Source organism: Citrobacter sp. U14242, assembly GCF_046555775.1.
Taxonomy (GTDB): domain Bacteria; phylum Pseudomonadota; class Gammaproteobacteria; order Enterobacterales; family Enterobacteriaceae; genus Citrobacter.
The window spans coordinates 380,658-399,532 of sequence record NZ_JBKGLW010000004.1 but is presented as its reverse complement, the minus strand read 5'-3'; the positions used below and the strand labels follow the sequence as shown (position 1 = coordinate 399,532).

Below are 18,875 nucleotides of genomic sequence, written 5' to 3'. Positions count from 1 at the left end.
TACGCGACATCCCTACTTTAACATAACCTGACTTCCGAAATTGATAAGTCATTTTTTCTGCTAACAGTATAATTTTGCTTATAAATCTGATGGGAGGAATTATGCGCAAATATATTACCCGAGGCGAATGGGAGGTTTTTTTTAAAGCTATAAATGGTACGCGAAATGAAATCCGCGATAAAGCCTTGTTACAGATGACATATATCCATGGATTGCGCGTCAGCGAGCTATTAGACCTGAGGCTGAGCGATCTTGATATGACCGAAAAAATTGTTTTCATCCGGCGGCTAAAAAATGGGTTGTCAACATCTCATCCATTGCAGCCAGAAACCATAGAATTATTGCAACGCTGGATTCAGGTCAGGAAAACTTACGCTAAAGGTAATCAAGAGGATTATCTTTTTCTGTCAACTCACGGGAAAAAAATGTCCAGGCAGTGGGTGTATAAATTATGTGCTCGATACAGTCAGCGCGCGGGTCTGAAAGTTAAAGTTCATCCGCATATGCTACGTCACGCTTGTGGTTATGCTCTTGCAAACCAGGGACTGGATACGCGGCTTATCCAGGACTATCTTGGGCACAGGAATATTCATCATACTGTATTGTATACAGCCAGTAATCCCCGGCGCTTTCAGCGGGCCTGGCAAGGATAAGTCTTCAGGCAGGGAATAAGGAACTGCACGTTCATAATATCTTTATTATCAGTTCTGTGGAATAAAGTATACATAGGGCCCTTTTTTAAAATGCATTTATTATCGCATAGTGCCCCCATCGCATCGTACATCTGGAACTCAAAAATATGTTCGAATGTTCCTTTGAATTTCTGGCTGACGTATAAGCCACCTGGTAGGATTTTTTCTGGCTGGGTGGATTTGCCTATTTTTGTTAAAGTGTAAATGATTTCTGAATCAGTGTCTTCAGCGGGAACCATTTCTCCAGAAATCATAAAGTGTGACATGTTATAAGTTGGTTCGTAAATTGACATCATGGACTGAAAAAGATTCCTGTTATAAACAAGGCGACCCTCTTTTGTTGTATGTATGAAGTCCATTCCCAGTCGAATGCGTTTTTTATTCCGGAGAGCCGGGGGGAGATTTCTTTCTACGATCTCCATTAAGTTAAATTCAGTACCCTTTGTCGTTCTGTAGAGGGCAGGCTGGGCGTACTGCATATCCCATGCCTTTGCGTTCCGGTATCGTATAGGGGAGAGTGTAAACTGTTGTCTGAAAGAACGGGAGAATGTCTGAAGGGAGCTGAAGTCATACATCAGTGATATGTCGGTTGCCAGAATGCTGGTATGACGCAACAGTAAGGCCGAAAGTGTCAGCTTTCTGCGACGAATATACTGTGCCACACTCATCCCGGTCTCTTTCAGAAACAGACTGTACAGCCAGCGTTCTGAATAGCCGGAACGTTCTGCAAGCTTTTTTACCGGCAAGGCGCTGTTCAGATTGTCTTCGATGATAATCACCAGTTGCTGAATTAAGTCCATCTCTTCTCTCTTTTTCGGCACAGCAGGGGCTGAGTGTTAAGAACAGTCGAATTTCACTGTGTTCCCCGACGTTAGCACGTTTCGCCCCACCAGTGTTTTTTATCGTGCCATCCTCCATTGCTCTGTTTCATCAAACCGGAATTTGCGCGTTACCCGGTACTGATAAGCCGACACGTACGGCAACAGATGTCTGTTGTTATTACTGGAATGGAGAGATGTCAGTGCTTCGTATTTCATACTTCTGACGGAGAGATATTCAGGTGGCGGGTATGCCTGAGAGACGCCTCCCCGGAAAACAAAGTGTCACTGTGGTGGATCTGACCTGTCATGAGTCATCAGTGATGTTTAGGCGTTGTGATTTTTGTGGGATCATCCGTCAGGGGCATGACTTGGGGCGATAAAACTAACAAGCCGGATAACGTTCGCGCGTATCCGGCCAGGGAATGGTATCAGCAGTGGGCCGGATGAGGCGAAATCGCTATCCGGCACCTGTCCTGATTATTTCAGTTCATCAACCATGGTGATGGCGCGGCCAATATAGTTGGCCGGTGTCATCGCTTTCAGGCGGATTTTCTCTTCCTCCGGCAGGGCCAGACCGTCGATAAACTGCTTCATGCCTTCAGCATCAACACGCTTGCCACGGGTCAGTTCTTTCAGCTTCTCGTATGGTTTCTCAATGCCATAACGACGCATCACGGTTTGAATCGGCTCAGCCAGCACTTCCCAGTTATGATCCAGTTCGTCCAGCAGGTGATCGCGGTTGACTTCCAGTTTGCTTACCCCCTTCAACGTAGACTGATAGGCGATCAGCGCATAGCCGATACCCACACCCAGGTTACGCAGTACGGTAGAATCTGTCAGGTCACGCTGCCAGCGTGAAACCGGCAGTTTGCTTGCCAGGTGCTGCAGAACCGCATTGGACAGGCCCAGATTACCTTCGGAGTTTTCGAAGTCGATCGGATTAACCTTATGCGGCATGGTGGAAGAACCAATCTCGCCGGCGATGGTTTTCTGTTTGAAGTGATTCAGCGCGACATAACCCCAGACATCACGGTCGAAATCGATAAGGATAGTGTTAAAACGGGCAATACAATCAAACAGTTCAGCAATGTAGTCGTGCGGTTCAATCTGTGTGGTGTACGGGTTCCACTGAATGCCCAGAGACGTGACAAATTCTTCACTGAACTGATGCCAGTCAACTTCCGGGTAAGCGGCGATGTGGGCATTATAGTTACCGACGGCACCGTTGATTTTACCGAGAATTTCGACCTGATTTAGCTGGCGATACTGGCGCTCCATACGGTAAGCCACGTTGGCCATTTCTTTGCCCAGTGTTGATGGGGTGGCCGGCTGACCGTGGGTACGGGAGAGCAGTGGAATGTCGCGATACTGCACGGACAAGTCTTTCACCGCATCGATCAGTTGGCGCCAGTAAGGCAGGATCACTTCATCACGCGCAGTTTTCAGCATCAGCGCATGAGACAGGTTGTTGATGTCTTCAGAGGTGCAAGCGAAGTGGATAAACTCGGCAACGTCATGCAGCTCCGGGATATCCGCCACTTTCTCTTTCAGGAAATACTCCACTGCCTTCACATCATGATTGGTCGTACGCTCGATGGTTTTGATACGTGCAGCATCTTCTTCATTGAAGTTAGCGACGATCGCATCAAGGAAACCGATTGCGTCGGCAGCAAAAGCAGGAACTTCCTTGATCGCTGCGTGCGCGGCCAGTTTTTGCAGCCAGCGTACTTCAACCTGTACACGGAATTTCAGCAAACCATATTCGCTGAAAATCCCGCGCAGCGCGCTGACTTTATCGCCGTAGCGTCCATCGACAGGGGAAACGGCGGTCAGTGAGGATAATTCCATAGATCACAACTCCGGGGTTAAATGAGCAAGAATTTGTTTTGCCTGAGTCGTCAGGCGATTACGAGAAAACATGAGTTGCAGACGGCCTCCACCAACCTGATGCCAGAGCACGGCAGCGCGAATGCCAGCCAGAAGCGAAGCGCGAACCTTCGCCTGAACCTGCGGGCTCTGGAGAATGGCCGGAGAACCCGTAACCTGAATACGTGGGCCGAGTGGGCTGATGACGTCAACATAGATACCAGCCATCGCACTCATCAACGTTTCTGACTGCAAATCAAAATGGTCCAACTGGCGCTGCAAGCCGTTGATACGGTCTCCCAGCGTGTCCATAGCGCCTTTGGCTGCTGATAGCTTACGCTCCAACACCATCAGGCTTAACGTGTAGCGGGTGAGTTCTGCATTCAGTCCCTGACGACTGCTGGCATTAAGCACGCCGAGCAATGTTTCAAGGCCAAGGCGCAGGTTGGCTTCACTGCCGCCGAACACGCCCAGCGTAGAGCTGGGATTCATATCGATGACACTGTTCAGTGAAACGTGTAGTGCATCGGCATCACAATGCCCCTGGTGCGCCAGTTCTTGTACCAGGCGTGCCGACTGGCAAATACCTGCCAGGGCGAGGGTGATGTCATAATAATTCTTTGCCACGTTCACTGCTTCCTTGTATCAAATGTGTAAATAATTATACCGGCAGAGGCAGACGCTGCTCAATAATGCCGCCGCCGAGGCACACTTCACCGTTGTAAAAGACCGCCGACTGACCCGGTGTTACCGCCGCGACGGGTTCGTCAAAAATCACTTCAATACGCTCAGCATCCAGTGCGTTAACGGTGCACGGAATGTCGGTTTGACGATAGCGGGTTTTCACTGTGCAGCGCATGGTGCCGGTGAACGGTTGACGGTCGACCCAATGTAATTGCTGTGCAATCAGGCCAACGGACATCAGGCGCGGGTGTTCATGACCCTGAGCCACAACCAGAATATTGTTCTCAACGTCTTTATCCACGACATACCATGGATCTTCAGTACCTTCTTTTGTTCCACCAATACCCAGACCTTTACGCTGACCCAGGGTGTGATACATCAGCCCCTGATGCTGGCCAATTTCTTCACCATCAACGGTAATGATCTTGCCTGGTTGTGCCGGAAGGTAACGACCGAGGAACTCGCGGAATTTGCGCTCGCCGATAAAGCAAATACCGGTGGAGTCTTTTTTCTTCGCAGTAACCAGACCCAGATCTTCGGCAATTTTGCGTACCTGTGGTTTTTCCAGTTCACCTACCGGGAACAGACTTTGTGCGATCTGCTCATGGCCGAGGGTATAGAGGAAGTAGCTCTGGTCCTTGTTACCATCGAGTCCCCGCAGCAGGCGGCTTTTGCCGTCCACGTCCGCGCGACGCACGTAGTGGCCAGTAGCAATGTAATCGGCACCTAAATCTTCAGCGGCAAATTCGAGGAAGGCTTTAAACTTGATTTCTTTATTGCACAGAATATCCGGGTTCGGCGTTCGACCCGCTTTGTACTCTTCAAGGAACAATTCAAAGACGTTGTCCCAGTATTCTGCAGCAAAGTTAACGGTATGCAGTTCAATGCCGAGTTTGTCGCAGACGGCCTGCGCATCCGCAAGATCGGCGGCCGCTGTGCAGTATTCCTCACCATCGTCCTCTTCCCAGTTCTTCATGAACAGGCCTTCTACCTGATAACCCTGTTGTTGCAACAGCCAGGCAGAAACGGAGGAATCGACACCGCCGGACATGCCGACGATTACTTTTTTTTGGCTTTCAGACATAGGAATACTCACGACATTGAACTTCAAGGCGGCATATTCTAGCACGCAGCCCTTTACTTGACACCCTCTGTAAACGGCCAGTTAAATTCGCCAATCATTGCGAGAGGATAACGCTGTCCGCTTTGATAACAACGAATACTTTCCGCCACCAGCGGTGAGCGCAGATTTGACGCCTGTAAAATCTCTTCGGCGCTGACCCAATGGCAGCAATCGATATCGCTGTCATGAGGTTCAGTAACGCACATATTGGCAAGCTCAATAGAAAACAGAAAGCGTAAAAAGGGTGTTCTGTCTGGGGCAATCCATTGATGCATTCGGATAAAGTGTTGTGGTTGCGCTTTTATCCCGGTTTCTTCCCACAGTTCGCGTGCAGCGGCTTGTATCAGTGTTTCATCGGCTTCCAGGTGCCCGGCGGGTTGATTCCACAAAGCTTTGCCGTTGATGGTTTCCTCAACGACTAAAAACTTATCTTCTGCATGCACAATGCAGGCAACGGTGACGTGCGGTTTAAACATACCTGTTCCTTATACAGTTGCATCCCGCCATTGACCATTAGCGAGATTATCCAGCGTGTAATTCCCCATCGCATAACGAATTAACCGCAGTGTAGGAAAGCCGACGTGTGCAGTCATGCGACGTACCTGACGATTACGGCCTTCATATAAGGTCACTTTTAACCAGGTGGTAGGGATATTTTTCCGCTCGCGAATGGGCGGGGTTCGCGGCCACAACCATTCTGGCTCTGCCACCAATTCAATACCTGCTGGCAGTGTGGGGCCATCGTTCAGCGTTACGCCGGTGCGCAGAGCGTTCAGCGCTTCGGATGTTGGCTCACCTTCCACCTGGACATAATAGATTTTCCCCGTACGTTTACCGGGTTGTGTCAACCGGGCCTGCAGCGCGCCGTCGTTGGTCAGCACCAGAAGTCCTTCGCTGTCGCGGTCAAGACGACCAGCAGCATAGACACCCTGAACAGGAATAAAATCTTTTAACGTTTTGCGTCCTGCTTCGTCAGTAAATTGTGGCAAAACATCGTATGGTTTATTGAACAAAACCACCCGTTTTGGCTGGTTTTCTTTACGCTGTTTAGTGACTTGTCTTGAGCTGAATCGCTCAACCCGGTGATTTCTAAAAGAAGTTTTTTGCATGGTATTTTCAGATTATATCAATTGCCGCATTATAGCCTAAGAACGAGTGTCTTTCATGGCGACGAACAATAGGGTAGTATTGACACGCTCATTACAAATCATTAACAAAAAGTTGCTCTAACGCATCCGTGTAGCAGGACGCAAATGCACATGCAGCGTGATGACAGACGAGCAGAACCAGAAGCGCTCGAAGGAGAGGTGAATGGAAAGCAAAGTAGTTGTTCCGGCGGAAGGTAAGAAGATCACCCTGCAAAACGGCAAACTCAACGTTCCTGAAAATCCGATTATCCCGTTCATTGAAGGCGACGGTATCGGCGTTGATGTAACCCCACCGATGATCAAAGTTGTCGATGCTGCTGTCGAGAAAGCCTATAAAGGCGAGCGTAAAATCTCCTGGATGGAAATCTACACCGGTGAGAAATCCACTCAGGTTTATGGCCAGGATGTCTGGCTGCCTGCTGAAACCCTGGATCTTATTCGTGAGTATCGTGTTGCCATCAAAGGCCCACTGACCACCCCAGTTGGCGGCGGTATTCGCTCTCTGAACGTTGCACTGCGTCAGGAACTTGACCTGTACGTGTGTCTGCGCCCGGTTCGTTACTACCAGGGCACCCCAAGCCCGGTTAAACATCCTGAACTGACCGATATGGTCATTTTCCGTGAAAACTCAGAAGACATCTATGCGGGTATTGAGTGGAAAGCTGACTCCGCTGATGCTGAGAAAGTGATTAAATTCCTGCGCGAAGAGATGGGCGTGAAGAAAATCCGCTTCCCGGAACATTGCGGTATCGGTATCAAGCCATGCTCCGAAGAAGGGACCAAGCGTCTGGTTCGTGCAGCGATTGAGTACGCCATCGCTAACGATCGTGATTCTGTTACCCTGGTTCATAAAGGTAACATTATGAAATTCACCGAAGGTGCATTCAAAGACTGGGGTTACCAGTTGGCGCGTGAAGAATTCGGTGGTGAACTGATCGATGGCGGTCCGTGGGTTAAAATCAAGAACCCGAAAACCGGTAAAGAGATCGTGGTTAAGGACGTTATCGCCGATGCGTTCCTGCAACAGATCCTGCTGCGCCCGGCAGAGTACGACGTTATCGCCTGTATGAACCTGAACGGCGACTATATCTCTGATGCGCTGGCAGCACAGGTTGGCGGGATTGGTATCGCACCGGGAGCCAACATTGGTGACGAATGTGCACTGTTCGAAGCAACCCACGGTACTGCACCGAAGTACGCGGGTCAGGATAAAGTGAACCCAGGTTCCATCATCCTGTCTGCAGAAATGATGCTGCGCCACATGGGTTGGGTAGAAGCGGCTGACCTGATCGTTAAAGGTATGGAAGGCGCGATTAACGCGAAAACCGTAACCTATGACTTCGAACGTCTGATGGACGGCGCTAAGCTGCTGAAATGTTCAGAGTTTGGTGACGCGATCATCGAAAACATGTAATGCCGTAATTTGTTAAATTTATTAACGGGAGCGTAACGCTCCCGTTGTTTTTTGTCAGGCTGCTAACGGTTATCAAAATAAGTTATCAAAATCCCCTGGTAGATACGTTTGCTATAAAAGAATGGGAAACGCACTGTCTGAAATAATACAATTAGTTATCGGAGGTGCGAATATATTTATCACGGTTGTTCTGTCTTCACGCCTTTTGGTAATTGATTGTCTTTAAAGGCTGTAAGATCGGCGATCTTCGTTTCAGGGTAACGCCCTTCTTGTTTAAGGATAGAGTGCATCGACCCATTGAACTAACAGCCGGGAGCGGATATTACAAATCTTTCCGATTAATAAGTATACATTTGTATATGGATTTAGGAAAACTGTTAATGAAATTAAATCAATTTTTTAATTAATTTTTTTGGTTTTTGTTTGGAGCTTAAATTAAGAAAAAACAAAACATATCTTTACTTATCTTTAAGAATTTTCGGATTTTTTTTATGGGAGTGAATTTTTTCTCCGTTATTATGCCTTCCGGTTACAAAGGGGATGACTTTTATTGCTTGGTCAAGCCTGGTCCTGAGGAACCAATTAATGCCGACTGAGCTCAGTGGCTAGAATGATTGACTTATAATCAGTGGGTCAGCCGTTCGATTCCGGTAGTCGGCACCAGGTGCGGCATAATTTTGAGGTGTTCCCAAGTGCGGGATGGCCGGGACAGCTTCAGCCGAAGGCCATTGACATATTAGATCTTGAGGCAGGTAATATGTTTCGGGCGGCACCCGACACCTCAACCCTGTAACGCTTATCACATGTGGTAGGCGATACGACCAATAATAATGAAATATTTTTCATGCGTTGACCTCCACCTCCTGTGAGGTGGTTTTTTTTAAATGTAAATTGTGTTGTATGCTTAACTCGAACGATTTTCCGAGCCCTCAGCAACGTTATAAAGACGACCGTGGCACACAGGTAACAATAATCAGTGTTGATGAGAGGCGCGTTGTTTTCATGCGTGAGGGATACCCTCATCCCTGTATGAGACCAATGTACAACTTTCTTGCGAAATTTAAGAAGATTTCTGAAAGATGCTCTGCTTGATTAGCAAGCGATGAACGATATTTAATTTGTTTTTATGTAATAGAGTGGTGGTTATTCAGGGCTGCATCCAACACCCAAAGATCGGAAGTGTTGCTAACAGTTGTCATGTTTTGCTGCATCAGTGGATAAGGAGAAAATCTATGGGGATAGGGTTTGTATTAAGCGGGATGTTTTGCTTCTTTGTTGCACATCTGGCAGATAAATACTCGAAAATGTTGATAGCTGATGTAACGATTATTTCTGGAATATTGATAATAACTCTTTCTTTCTTATTCTGAGAGTAAACTTAATTTCAAAGATGGGTAAGCCATATCTTGTAGCTGAACTTACTTGGATAGAATTCGAATGGGCCATTTCCGAAAGAGTGGTTGAGGCGAGCATAGGGAAATACTTCGGGGATGGCCCATCCGAATTTATTATGGAGATATTAATGTAGCGTATGTTTGTCAGAGCCCGCCATCGTGCGGGTTTTGTCGTTTTTGTCTGCTGCTTTTTCCAGGATAAAAAAAGGCACGACCAAATGAATCTGGCCGCGGGACAAAGTCCGAGAATAACTACGATGAAAACGAGTAAAAAAGAGCGCGGCTGTCGGATCAGAAGCCGCGGGACAAGGTCCGTGATACTAAAGAATTTCCTCTCTTTTAAACTTCCCCGCTCGGGAAGTAACAAGAGTATATAAATTAAATTTTCTGGTTTAAATACAAATATTAACCTGAATTACTGGTAAGGCTTATTCCTCAGCATTTCACCTGACATACGCATCAATCACCACGGGATAATCCCTACTCAAAGGTGACTGCAGGTGCCATGGTGGGCTACAGCTTGTCTACGGAAGCACCAATAACACCATGATAAATGGCGGAATGCAGAGTGTCTCCGGGGGCAGTGCCACGAGCACTACCACTTAACAGTGGTGGTGTCCAGGCTGTCTCTGGTGGCGGTGTTGCCACGGTCACTCTCATTAACAGCGGAGGGAGCCAATATGTCTACAGCGGCGGCAGTACCACTGACACAACCGTTAACAGTGGTGGGCGTCAGCATGTTTACATCGGCGGCAATGTCACAGAAACGACCATTACAAGCGGCGGCATGCTGCAGGTGGAGGCCGGTGGTTCAGCCTCTAAGGTTACCCAGAACAGTGGCGGGCAGTCGTCACCAATACCAGTGCATTCCTGAGTGGTACCAGCGATAAAGGCAGTTTTAGTATCGCTGGCGGCAGTGCAGTCAATATGCTGCTGGAAAACGACGGCTATCTGACGGTATTTAGCGGTCACCAGGCCAGCAATACAACTGTTGGCAGCAACGGGACGCTGGGGTTCACAGCGGCGGTGTGCTCTACGGCACCACCACCCTGACTGATAAAGGGATGCTCGTCGGTGACGTAGTTACAAATGAAGGGAATCTGTATTTCCTCAACAACAGTGCTGCGACCTTCACAGGCAGCCTGACGGGGAACGTTGCGGGAGACAGCACCGGCGCAGGTGATATGGCGGTTAAAGGTGCGTCTGTCTGGTATCTTGATGGTGACTCCACTGTCGGTGCATTAACGCTGGATAACGGGACCGTTGATTTCCGTCCGCCAACAACCACGCGTCTGACGCCAGTGTTCAGGGCGGTCTCGCTGGCGCTTGATACACTGTCGGGTAACAGGACGTTCCGGATGAACACGGATATTGCATCGCATACCGGGGATATGCTGAAGGTAACGGGCAATGCCAGCGGTAACTTTGTGCTGGATATCAAAAACACCGGCCTGGAGCCAGTATCTGCTGGTGCACCGCTTCAGGTGGTGCAGACCGGCGGCGGTGATGCGGCGTTTCCCCTGAATGCCTGAACTCATCATCGAAAAGATATCTAAACAGCTCCCTTATACTTAAGTACATCAATGAACAGAGAAAATGCCGTTCCCGCATGGCGGCGGTGTGGATAGTACAGATGATACCCTGGTAAGGCAGGGGTAAATTTCTCCAGAACGCGGGTCAGTTTTTTTTCTTCAATAGCCTGCTGAACCTGGTCATAAGGCAGGTATGCCAGACCGTGCCCGGCAATGGCTGCGTCGAGGATCAGATCTATTGTATTTAATAAAAGCTGGCCTTCCATGCGAACCCTGACTTCGCGCCCTCCACGCATTAATCTCCAGCGATTTGCGGTGCCCGATGAGGGAAGGTACAGATTAATAGCCTGATGATCGACCAGGTGCGCCACAGACACTGGAGTACCTCTTCGCGAGAGATAATCCGGCGCGCCAACAATTGCCATCGGAATATCGGCCCCGATTCGAACAGCAATCATATCCTTATCCATCTCTCCCCCCAGGCGAACGCCGGCATCAAAGCGCTCAGAGACGACATCAGTCAGGCCGTAATCGATAAGGAGCTGCACATTAATGTCAGGGTGAGATTTCAACAGCGTGCGCATGGCGGGCAACAATATGGTCTTTGCGGCATGTTCAACTGTGGTAATGCGTATTGTGCCAGAGGGGCGGTCACGCAGATCACCTAATGAGGCCAGAGTCGAGTCTATGTCGTGCTGCATTGGACCAAGGACAGACAAAAGTTGTTCACCTGCTTTCGTCGGTACCACGCTGCGTGTGGTTCGCGTTAAAAGCCGTAACCCTAACCGCTCTTCCGTGCGACGAACTATCTGACTTAACGCTGACTGGGCCATGCCCAGACGGGCAGCAGCCCGGGTGAAGCTACGCTCTTCGGCGACGGCCACAAATGCCATCAGATCTGCTATCTCATCGCGTTTCATCTCTGTGTTTTCATCCGGGCAATTAATCATTTAAATGATAAGTCCAATCATTATTTTGGGTCTAATCATCTTAATAATCAATGGCTATAGTGATCCCATCAAGCGTTACAGATAACCGACAGCCCAATGAGGAACCGGATGATGAATCAGAAAATCAGTTTCACCAACAGCAATATCCCGACAATCTCTTTGTCAGCCGTGCTTTACTTCCCACCCGCATTTGATGAAAGCCGCAAGTACCCGGCTATTGTGGTTTCTCATCCGGGAGGCGGCGTTAAGGAACAAACCGCCGGTACCTATGCCGAAAGGCTGGCAGAAAAAGGGTTTGTGACTGTGGCTTACGATGCGTCTTATCAGGGCGAAAGTGGCGGAGAGCCGCGCCAGCTGGAAAACCCGTACATCCGTACTGAAGATGTCAGCGCAGTGATTGATTACCTGACCACACTGCCTTATGTCGACACCGCGCGAATTGGCGCAATGGGAATTTGCGCCGGTGCAGGCTATACCGCCAATGCCGCAATTCAGGATCGTCGCATCAAGGCAATCGGAACCGTCAGCGCCGTCAATATCGGTTCGATGTTCCGAAATGGCTGGGAAAACAATGTGAAATCCATTGATGCGCTGCCGTACGTTGAAGCGGGTTCAAATGCCCGTAGTACCGATATTAGCAGCGGTGAGTGTGCCACCATGCCGCTGGCGCCCATGAAGGAGTCTGATGCTCCAAATGAAGAATTGCGTCAGGCCTGGGAGTATTACCATACGCCACGGGCACAGTACCCGACGGCACCCGGATACGCCACGCTGCGAAGCCTCAACCAAATCATTACCTACGACGCGTACCATATGGCGGAGGTTTACCTGACCCAGCCGCTGCAAATTGTTGCAGGTAGCGCGGCGGGAAGTAAATGGATGAGCGACGATCTGTACGATCGTGCCTCAAGCCTGGACAAGCGGTACCACATTGTCGAATGCGCCAACCACATGGACTTGTATGACGGTAAAGCATACGTCGCTGAAGCCGTTTCCGTATTAGCCCCATTCTTCGGGGAGACGCTGTAATGAAACATGTTCAAATCCAGAACGCCGATATGGCCTGGCACATTGCCGCCAACGTTCAGTTTCCACCGGCGTTCGATGAGTCAAAACAGTATCCGACAATTATCAGCGTCCACCCTTTTGGCAGCTGTGAGGAACAGACGTCCGGCAATGTCTACGGAAAAGCGCTGGCTGAAACAGGTTATGTCGTGATCCCCTATGACGCCAGTTTCCAAGGGGAATCCGGCGGCTCTCTAAGCTGGGTGGAGGATCCGACTCAGCGCGTGGAAGATATCAGTCGCGTTATTGATTACGCCGTAACGCTGCCTTACGTCGATGCTGACCGGATTGGCGATCCCTGAAAAACTATGGCATGTGATTCAGAAGACTCCCGGATGGTTCCCGACATAAACAAGACCTGAATAACCAGACATCAGTACAGGTAATTCTGGAATATACCGTTTTGCCTGTGATTATTTGGAAGATGAAACATCAATTTGTCGCTTGCCAGGTAATTCTCTGCACTAATTACTGGGTTCTCAAGATTAACGGTCAGTACTTTTGGGCTGAACACATTGCAGCCCCCTTCAGATACAGCTGGCACCTACATGCACCGTTGGCGCATATAAATCACTGCAGCTCAGTGCCATAAAAGGTTCTCAAAGCCCACAAAAAATCATATTCGTAACCTTTCCTGGGTGTATGAGTACTGGAAAATACACAAGGTTTGGTTGTGGTTGTAGGTTAGGTCAAAGCCAGACGTTATTATCACCCGTGCTGTAATTTCGTAGTAGGAATAAGTCAATTACACCTGACTTACTCACCCATTAGTTGATTTGTATTCTTAAAGATACCAACTAAAGTTTGCTGTAGTAACCATATAAATTGGGTGAGACGGATGCATTTTATTGTAATTCGTTCATTGTGGTATTTTATACCCATGCTCGTGATTTTGGTTAATACCACAATCGCAAATGCGGGCCCTGTCTGGCCAGGACCTGTAGCGCCATCCCAAACTGAAACGGTCGAATGTTCTGATTATTCAGCTGCAGGTATAGCGCGGTGTAGCCAAACTGTATGTTTCCCAAAGGGCCCATTGGATGGGCGCGGCTTGGTTGATAGCCAAATTCAGGTAGATAAAAGTAATGAAGAGGGCATTGAACGAGCTTGCTATATCCTATTCAACAATTATCTTTATTTTCCGGGCCGGAAAAATCCTTCATTTCCACGACAGTTTTGCATAGTGGCCAAGGCTGAAAGCCAGTTTGGTCTTGACCGGAAAGCAGCCGTTCGCTGCAAAGTAACAATTCCTCGTTTTGAACCAAAAATCGTTCAAAAAGACCCACCTTCCGCTGAACCATTTGACTATTCAGGCAAATTCAATGGTGTATTTCCGTTCTCCTTCGTTGACAATTTTCCGGAACTGACAATTGCTTTACCATTCGGAATACTAGAATCAGAGCTTAATGCCCAAAAAGATGGTGTGTGGCTCATATATTCATGGAAAGTTTCAGATGCACATGTATCTGTACATCAAAGTAATACGAGTGAGAAATTTAAAGAACGATTTGATCTGAGTCTTAAAGTTAGTTTGAAGAGTATCGCTGAAAATGTCGACTGCACAGTTAAGGTTGGATTTTCATTTCCTGCTTCCCCGGTCACCGCCGGCACAAAGGTTGGCATATGGATTCAAGGAGCCGACAGCTCTTGTGATGCTTCAGGATTTTTTAGCCACGCCTTTGGGCTTGATGCTCTTATGGCCGGCACAATACGCTCAACCTTGGCATCTCAGGCTGTTGGTTTGGTGGGGGCTGTGATTAATGAGGAAGACTTTAACGATTGGGTCGTTGATGATCCGGCCCTTAAAACCCTACTTGAACAGGCATGGATCGGCGGAACAGATTGCGAAGCACCGTTCCCACCTGGGATATGTTTGAAAGTAAGTTGGCCTCAAAGAAGCTTGGGTGACCATCGAAATGCAGTGCGAGCTTCCGTGCCACCGGCTACTACACCCGCTGACATTTCTGGCCTCGCAGAACTACGAGAAGAATTACGAAAAATATCTCCACGTATGCCATTGCCTAATGACCCGAACGGATATGCATTTCCGGCCAAAATCCATGGAGGACAATACGATGATGGAGATATGACCATATTTGGTGGACTACTTTGTCTCTCAGGTGAGCCGGAGGGCTGTGAACTTGTCCGGCGGAGTCAAGGATTAAATGGCGAGTTCTGGCGTTCCCCCGCTCGAGCAAATTCAGATACCGATGATCAGTTTAGTGGCGATCAGTTCAAAGGTATTGCCGCATTTTGGGCTAAAACTGGAGATATCCAATCTTTTACATCTTATCTGAATAGAATAAGCAAAAAATGGACTCCATATCCCAGTAAAGCAACAAATCTTGTACGCATGTATAATGGCTGCACGATGGATCCTGGAGGCAAATGCAACCTAATCGATGAAGAATGGCGATGGTTAAACATATTTGCTGACCGATTTGGTGTAAACTCTCAGATACCGGCAGATGCCAGAGATTATATTGCTAAGTTTGGGGATCCTGTTGGCATGTTGCCCTGGAAGGCGATGATTAACAAGCTGGGCTACCGTGTCCATCTAGTAGCTATCGAAATCTATATTGCCAAAAAACTTGGAATTACAGATCCAAGAATCGATGCTGCAGCTGAGATCCTTGTTGGTCGCCAGCCTGAAAATCCGTTTTACGTATTTCTGGCTCGTGGAAAAGATGCACGAGTTGTCGACCTCGTTAAGAGGAAGTGTATCGTTGATAGCGCGAAGACTGAATGGTATCAATGGAGTTGGGAACGCGCAGAGTCAGACCAGGCCTGGAAAGATTCTATGGGTTGGGACTGTATTTTCATGATCAATAATCTTCTTAACTAAACTATTTTTCTTTGAAAGCCTTAACTGCACCTTCATGCAGCTCACGCTGAAATACGCCGCAATTGCGGCTTTGGCTTGTTTTGATCACTCCGACAGCGCATAGTAAATTTATAATAATTAAACGCTGGTTTAGGACTTCGGGGGCCAATGTTGTAAAAATCACGCTAAGAGCTTAGTTTATTGTTTATATTGAAACTTAGAGGTCTTAGCTCGCTCTTCAGAATACCTTCCGATAACGAAAAGGTGTAATGCCCAAGCATATTTATATGGCCATATATTAACGGCGATAATCTTGCCAAATGCTCCTCTGCAGGCGTTTCCCCCGATTTGCGAAGATGTGATAACGCCTCCTACATGTAAAGTGTGTTCCACAGCACAACCCCATTGGTCACTATTCACAGAGCACCTGGTTGATCTTCCTGTCCTTCATAATAGTGTTTTCTCATCTCACCACGTTGTCTGTAGCAAATGGCTCGAGCCATGGCATGGCGTCCTTCTCCAGGGATATAGCCAGTATGCCGGAAGATCTCTAAACGTGAATGGTCCGGTAAACCGGGGTACTTACACGTGAAGCCCTCGGTTGGAAAAACAATATCCTGTTGTTGCATAAAAATATAGACCTTTATATTTATGTGTGTTTATTTTTGCTGACTAAACAGGTAGCTTATTTTTTGTACGGTGGTAGCGAAATTTGCTGTGTCTCAAATAACAGCAACGACCTTTTTTAAACAACTCCAGAAAATAATTTCGATTTAAATCTTTGATTTTAATGGGTTAAAAGGTGTTTGGGCTTACTGTTTCAATAATCGCTGGGTAGCATGTGTAAATAGCATAACAACTAAATTATAATTCTCTTACATTCGATAGATTGGTGAGGTAAGAATGCGGTTAATTGTTATGTTGTTAAGCTTCGTCGTCACTACTCAGGTCTGGGCTGGTGAACTTCCCAAGCCTGTCGGTAAAGTCCTTTTAACACTGTCCGGTAATATAGAAAATACCAATGAAGGGGGGAAAGCCGTTTTTGATATCGCCAGTCTCGAGAAACTGGGCACGGTAAGTTTCCAGACTACCTCACCCTGGTATAATGGACGCACTACCTTTACGGGTATCCCACTGCAAAAGCTCATGGATTATGTCGGGGCGAAAGGTTCTGTTGTTAAGGTCACTGCGCTCAATGACTACACCACCGTTATCCCACTCAGTGATTTCAAAAAATACAATGTTATTCTTGCTCTAAAAATCAACGGAGAATATATGCGCATCCGTGATAAAGGCCCGCTATTCATCGTGTATCCCTATGACAGCATTCCTGAACTGAATAATCAGATTTTTTATTCAAGGTCAGCATGGCAGGTCAGCTCAATGAATATTGAGTAGGGGTTCAGAGGAGCATCATGAACAGAATACTGGCTGGCATTATATTCTTCCTTTTTATATCTACCGGATATATATCTTCCCTTGTGCATGAAAGACAACAAGAATTACAGAAACTGACTCACTACACCGACTCATGGTCTGCTGTTCAAATGGTATCAGAATATTACCGATTTGAATCGTGGCTTGGTCTGTACATTAGCGATGATACGATGGCGCTTGATGTTGTGCGTCTGCGTCTCGACATTATGCTCAGCCAGAGCGATTTAATAAAAGAAGGCGATTTAGGACATTATATAGGAAGCAATCAAGCGCATTATGAACTGGCGATACAGCTTGAAAAGATGCTTAATTATCTGGATGTTCATCTTGAGAAAATGAACCGTTCAGAACTCAAGGCGTATTTGAAAGAAATGCATACACTTGATGCACCGTTAGCCCGTCTTTCATCCGGTGCGTTAGATAAAGATGTTAGCTCAGTTAATAATACAAACACTAACATTCAAACTCTGTACTATATTTATTCGGCGACTTCAGTATTGCTTATAATATTGAGTGCGATACTGGGGGTTCTGATTTTTTTTCAGAACAGAAACATTTTGAGAGCACATCTCCAGGTTAAGTGCCTTGCTGAGGAGCTTCAGGAATCTAAAGAAAAACTGCAGATCCAGAATGCAAAACTGGAATATGACGTCTATCATGACTCTCTCACCGAGATGAATAACCGCCAGTTGTTCTGGGGGGATTTAAATAAAACCATTCAGATGGCAGAAAAAAACAATGACTCGGTGACGGTGATGTTGTTTGATTTAGATCGATTCAAAGAGGTAAATGACACGTATGGTCATGATGCCGGTGATATGTTATTACGTCAGATATCCCATCGTTTGATTTCTATGAGCCAGGCTTCAGATACGCTATATCGTTTAGGTGGGGATGAATTTGCGTTTCTTTCGAGTGGTCTGACAGAGAGTCGCGCCGTTTCTCGTGCTCAAAAAATATGTGATTTTATCAACCAACCCTACACTATTTATAACGCAATTATAAATATAACCACTTGTGTTGGCATTGTTATCTCAGAAACTGAACGCCGTTCCGACTATCTTTATAAATTTGCCGATCTGGCGCTTTATGAGGCGAAAAATGAAGGCTCGGGTAAAATAAAAGTCTTCCGGCAGCGGATGTTAGAAAAGCTGCAAGAAAGCAGAACCCTTGAGCATGATATGGCAATGGCCATAGTGAATAAAGAGTTCGTGGTTTATTATCAGCCTATTGTTGATTCTTTCAGCCGGGAAATTTACAGCTATGAAGCTCTTATTCGTTGGATACATCCTCTAAAGGGACTTCTGCCGCCGGATAGTTTTATTCCTGTCGCTGAAAAAACAGGAATGATTAACGAGATGGGAAAATCTGTGCTTGAAATTGCATGCAGGGAAGCGGCTTCCTGGGCGGTACCGGTTAAAATTTCAGTCAATGTTTCACCTGTCCAGCTAAGCAGCAAGGCTTTCGCCGGAATCGTGCTGTCCATTCTGAAAGAGACGGGACTTCCGGCTGAACGTCTCGAGTTAGAAGTGACGGAATCCTCTCTGTTTACGGAGAGCAATACGCCGATGAATACACTTAACAAGCTCAGAGCCCTGGGTGTAAGAATCTCCATTGATGATTTTGGTACCGGATACTCTTCTCTTTCGCGGCTGAGTCGGCTTGCCTTCGATAAAATCAAAATAGACAAGTCCTTTGTGCATTCGATATCCACGCAGGAAGACGCCCTTAATATCATCAGGCTTATTACTGGTATGGCGAAATCGCTGAATATGAAAGCTGTTGCAGAAGGTGTTGAAACGGAGGAACAGCTGGCGAGCCTTCAGGCTCTGGGCTGCGATTTTGCGCAAGGGTATCTGTTTGGTAAACCGCAGCCGGGTATCAATGGGAAAATCAGAAACGGTTAAATCGCGCACGTTCCTCGT

The 18,875-nt window shown here is 47.3% G+C and carries 14 protein-coding genes and 3 pseudogenes; 9 read left to right on the top strand and 8 right to left on the bottom strand.

What is annotated here, in order from left to right; translation table 11 throughout:
• Positions 1–101 precede the first annotated feature (101 nt).
• Positions 102–653: a tyrosine-type recombinase/integrase gene (locus ACLJXE_RS09065; RefSeq protein WP_410750695.1), complete on the top strand. Its 552-nt coding sequence runs from the start codon at positions 102–104 to the stop codon at positions 651–653.
• On the opposite strand, the gene ACLJXE_RS09060 is transcribed toward ACLJXE_RS09065, so the two are convergent.
• The 6 genes from ACLJXE_RS09060 to rluE form a co-directional block, all read right to left on the bottom strand.
• Positions 632–1,492: a helix-turn-helix transcriptional regulator gene (locus ACLJXE_RS09060; RefSeq protein WP_410750694.1), complete on the bottom strand. Its 861-nt coding sequence runs from the start codon at positions 1,490–1,492 to the stop codon at positions 632–634. The genes ACLJXE_RS09065 and ACLJXE_RS09060 overlap by 22 nt on opposite strands.
• Before the next feature lie 498 nt (positions 1,493–1,990).
• Entirely contained in the window at positions 1,991–3,361 is a 1,371-nt protein-coding gene (purB, locus tag ACLJXE_RS09055) for an adenylosuccinate lyase (protein WP_286628732.1), read from the bottom strand.
• Between the two features lie 3 nt (positions 3,362–3,364).
• Positions 3,365–4,006, bottom strand: a complete 642-nt coding sequence (gene hflD, locus ACLJXE_RS09050; protein ID WP_005120991.1) for a high frequency lysogenization protein HflD — start codon at positions 4,004–4,006, stop codon at positions 3,365–3,367.
• A gap of 34 nt (positions 4,007–4,040) precedes the next feature.
• Positions 4,041–5,147, bottom strand: a complete 1,107-nt coding sequence (gene mnmA / locus ACLJXE_RS09045) for a tRNA 2-thiouridine(34) synthase MnmA (RefSeq protein WP_410750693.1) — start codon at positions 5,145–5,147, stop codon at positions 4,041–4,043.
• Between the two features lie 53 nt (positions 5,148–5,200).
• Positions 5,201–5,662, bottom strand: coding sequence for an NUDIX hydrolase (locus tag ACLJXE_RS09040; RefSeq protein ID WP_410750692.1), 462 nt, complete (start codon positions 5,660–5,662; stop codon positions 5,201–5,203).
• Positions 5,663–5,671: 9 nt separating this feature from the next.
• Positions 5,672–6,295: a 23S rRNA pseudouridine(2457) synthase RluE gene (rluE, locus tag ACLJXE_RS09035; protein ID WP_410750691.1), complete on the bottom strand. Its 624-nt coding sequence runs from the start codon at positions 6,293–6,295 to the stop codon at positions 5,672–5,674.
• Positions 6,296–6,497: 202 nt separating this feature from the next.
• On the opposite strand from rluE, the gene icd reads away from it, so the two are divergent.
• The 3 genes and pseudogenes from icd to ACLJXE_RS09020 all read left to right on the top strand — a co-directional run.
• The gene (gene icd, locus ACLJXE_RS09030) at positions 6,498–7,748 is read left to right on the top strand and encodes an NADP-dependent isocitrate dehydrogenase (RefSeq protein WP_003030769.1); all 1,251 of its coding nucleotides are present in this window, start codon (positions 6,498–6,500) and stop codon (positions 7,746–7,748) included.
• 900 nt (positions 7,749–8,648) lie between these two features.
• Positions 8,649–8,840 (top strand): DUF4222 domain-containing protein, encoded by a 192-nt coding sequence (locus ACLJXE_RS09025; protein WP_410750690.1) that lies wholly within the window; start codon positions 8,649–8,651, stop codon positions 8,838–8,840.
• Between the two features lie 809 nt (positions 8,841–9,649).
• Positions 9,650–10,665, top strand: a pseudogene (locus ACLJXE_RS09020) (AIDA repeat-containing protein); the annotation flags it as partial.
• A gap of 29 nt (positions 10,666–10,694) precedes the next feature.
• Here ACLJXE_RS09020 and ACLJXE_RS09015 read toward each other — a convergent pair.
• Positions 10,695–11,594: a LysR family transcriptional regulator gene (locus tag ACLJXE_RS09015; RefSeq protein WP_410750689.1), complete on the bottom strand. Its 900-nt coding sequence runs from the start codon at positions 11,592–11,594 to the stop codon at positions 10,695–10,697.
• Positions 11,595–11,732: 138 nt separating this feature from the next.
• Between ACLJXE_RS09015 and ACLJXE_RS09010 the strand changes: the two genes are divergently transcribed.
• The 3 genes and pseudogenes from ACLJXE_RS09010 (at position 11,733) to ACLJXE_RS09000 (ending at position 15,534) form a co-directional block, all read left to right on the top strand.
• A complete protein-coding gene (locus ACLJXE_RS09010; protein WP_410750688.1) occupies positions 11,733–12,653 on the top strand; it encodes an alpha/beta hydrolase in 921 nt (306 codons plus the stop codon).
• Positions 12,653–12,982, top strand: a pseudogene (locus tag ACLJXE_RS09005) (alpha/beta hydrolase); the annotation flags it as partial. The gene ACLJXE_RS09010 and the pseudogene ACLJXE_RS09005, both read left to right, overlap by 1 nt.
• A 758-nt stretch (positions 12,983–13,740) precedes the next feature.
• Positions 13,741–15,534 (top strand): hypothetical protein, encoded by a 1,794-nt coding sequence (locus ACLJXE_RS09000; RefSeq protein ID WP_410750687.1) that lies wholly within the window; start codon positions 13,741–13,743, stop codon positions 15,532–15,534.
• 164 nt (positions 15,535–15,698) lie between these two features.
• Here the strand turns inward: ACLJXE_RS09000 and ACLJXE_RS08995 are convergent.
• Positions 15,699–16,034 (bottom strand): annotated as a pseudogene (locus ACLJXE_RS08995) (Tn3 family transposase); the annotation flags it as partial.
• A gap of 382 nt (positions 16,035–16,416) precedes the next feature.
• Between ACLJXE_RS08995 and ACLJXE_RS08990 the strand changes: the two are divergent.
• Positions 16,417–16,911 (top strand): molybdopterin-dependent oxidoreductase, encoded by a 495-nt coding sequence (locus tag ACLJXE_RS08990; protein WP_286630182.1) that lies wholly within the window; start codon positions 16,417–16,419, stop codon positions 16,909–16,911.
• A 17-nt stretch (positions 16,912–16,928) separates the two neighbouring features.
• The gene (locus ACLJXE_RS08985; protein WP_410750686.1) at positions 16,929–18,857 is read left to right on the top strand and encodes a putative bifunctional diguanylate cyclase/phosphodiesterase; all 1,929 of its coding nucleotides are present in this window, start codon (positions 16,929–16,931) and stop codon (positions 18,855–18,857) included.
• Positions 18,858–18,875: the final 18 nt, after the last annotated feature.